General features: G+C 46.0%; 1 protein-coding gene and 1 pseudogene. Both read left to right on the forward strand.

What is annotated here, in order from left to right:
* Nucleotides 1–1113: VCBS repeat-containing protein (locus F6K53_RS39055; protein ID WP_293085266.1), on the forward strand; the 1113-nt coding region annotated here is incomplete at its 5' end.
* 208 nt (nt 1114–1321) lie between these two features.
* Nucleotides 1322–1768 (forward strand): annotated as a pseudogene (locus F6K53_RS39060) (30S ribosomal protein S6--L-glutamate ligase); the annotation flags it as partial.
* Nucleotides 1769–1894: the final 126 nt, after the last annotated feature.

Raw genomic sequence — 1894 nt, forward strand, 5'->3', positions numbered from 1 at the left:
GAAGACATTGAAACCAACGGCATAATCAGAATTGACTGGACAGAAAGTGATGGTGTTGCTGGCAAATACCATATCGGTATTGCTCACTTTGATGAAATAGATGGACAAGCCAAACTAACACTACGGGTCAACGGTACTGATGTTGACACCTATACTTTGGATAAAAACCTTGGTGGAGATGGACCCAACTCCGGTAACTATGTCGGTTTCACTGACTCTCTCAGCAATGGTGATCCTAATCCAAATCCTATCTTTAAAGATGTACAACTTGCTCCAGGCGATCGCATCGAAATTGTTGTAGAGGCAGATAGTCTTGATAATGAGACCTTCGAGTTAGGGCGAATTGACGCCATTGAATTTACCTCCGCTGAAGTGGATCTGTTCTGGCATAATTCTGAGACTGGCACCATGGGAGCTTGGCGGATGCATGGGGTAATGGGTACTGACCTAGATGAGGCAGTTACGATTCAAATGGAATCCGTTAACAGTGACTGGGAGATTCGTGCTGCTGGAGACTTCAACGGTGATAGCCACAAAGATATGGTTTGGCGCAATACCGCGAATGGAGACATTGGTATCTGGTTAATGAATGGTTCCCAGTTTCAAGAAGCAGTATCCATCGTCCCAGTCTCAGACCTTAACTGGAAAATCCATGGCACAGGAGATTTCAACCGTGATCAGCAAACCGATCTGCTGTGGCGTAATGACTCCACTGGGGAAAATGCAGTTTGGCTGATGAATGGCACTGAGCCGAATCGAGGAGTACTAATCCAATCAGAATTAGCCAACAGTAAATGGAAAATCCTTGGTGCCGGAGACTTTGATGGAGATAAAAACGCGGATGTTCTCTGGCTTGACACTGAAAACCAAAATGTTTACTACTGGCGCATGGCAGGTACAGATTACATAGAATCAGTGTTCGTTAATAATGCACCCCTTGACGACACCTGGAAATTTCAAGGAGTTATGGATTTTGACAAGAATGGTTACGATGACATTTTCTGGAGCAATACTGTTGATGGCAAGACAGGGATGTGGATGATGAATGAAAATGGTTACGACCGACCAGTAATCGCTGAGTCGGTAGATTTGAGCTGGGAAGGCCATGCCTGAAGTGACCTGTGTTGAGCGTTGACACTTTGTTGAGTCTAAACAAAAAGCGCTCAATCAAATTATGCGTTCGCGTAGCGTGGCCTACGGCCAATCGCACTTGTGACTTGCTGCGGTTTACAATCAATTAGTGACACACCTTAGGGGCGCACCAGATGCGCCCCTAAGATTTATTTTTAAAATATAGCGTTAGTGATATAGGGTAAACCCAATGAAAATTGCGATCTTATCCCTAGATGCTACCTTGTATTCTACCCGACGCTTGAAGGATGCTGGGGACAAGCGGGGTCATCAAATGCGGGTGATTAACTATATGTGCTGTTACCTGAATATTACAGCTGACAAGCCAATGGTAATGTATCAGGGCAAACCCTTAGATGACTTTGATGCCATTATTCCCCGGATCGGGGCATCACAGACCTTCTATGGCACGGCCGTTGTACGGCAGTTTGAATTGATGGGTGTTTTTACTGCTAATCCAACTCAGGGCATTTCCCGCTCCCGTGATAAACTACGCTCTCTTCAGATCCTTTCTGGTGAAGGTATTGGTTTGCCCGTAACTGGCTTTGCCTATTTAACCGAAGATATTGACCACTTAATCGAGATGGTAGGTGGTGCTCCTTTGGTGATTAAACTATTGGAGGGTACCCAAGGTATTAGACCTCTTGCAAAAGTATTTTTCTGATAGTGTTCTTGATGCAAAGCGCGAGTGGGGGAAACCACGGCAGTCGCTCATGGGGGGAACCCCCAAGACCGCGCTGCCTCCCCAAGACCGCGCTGCATC

The organism is Moorena sp. SIO4A1 (assembly GCF_010672065.1).
In the GTDB taxonomy this organism is placed as follows: Bacteria; Cyanobacteriota; Cyanobacteriia; order Cyanobacteriales; family Coleofasciculaceae; genus Moorena.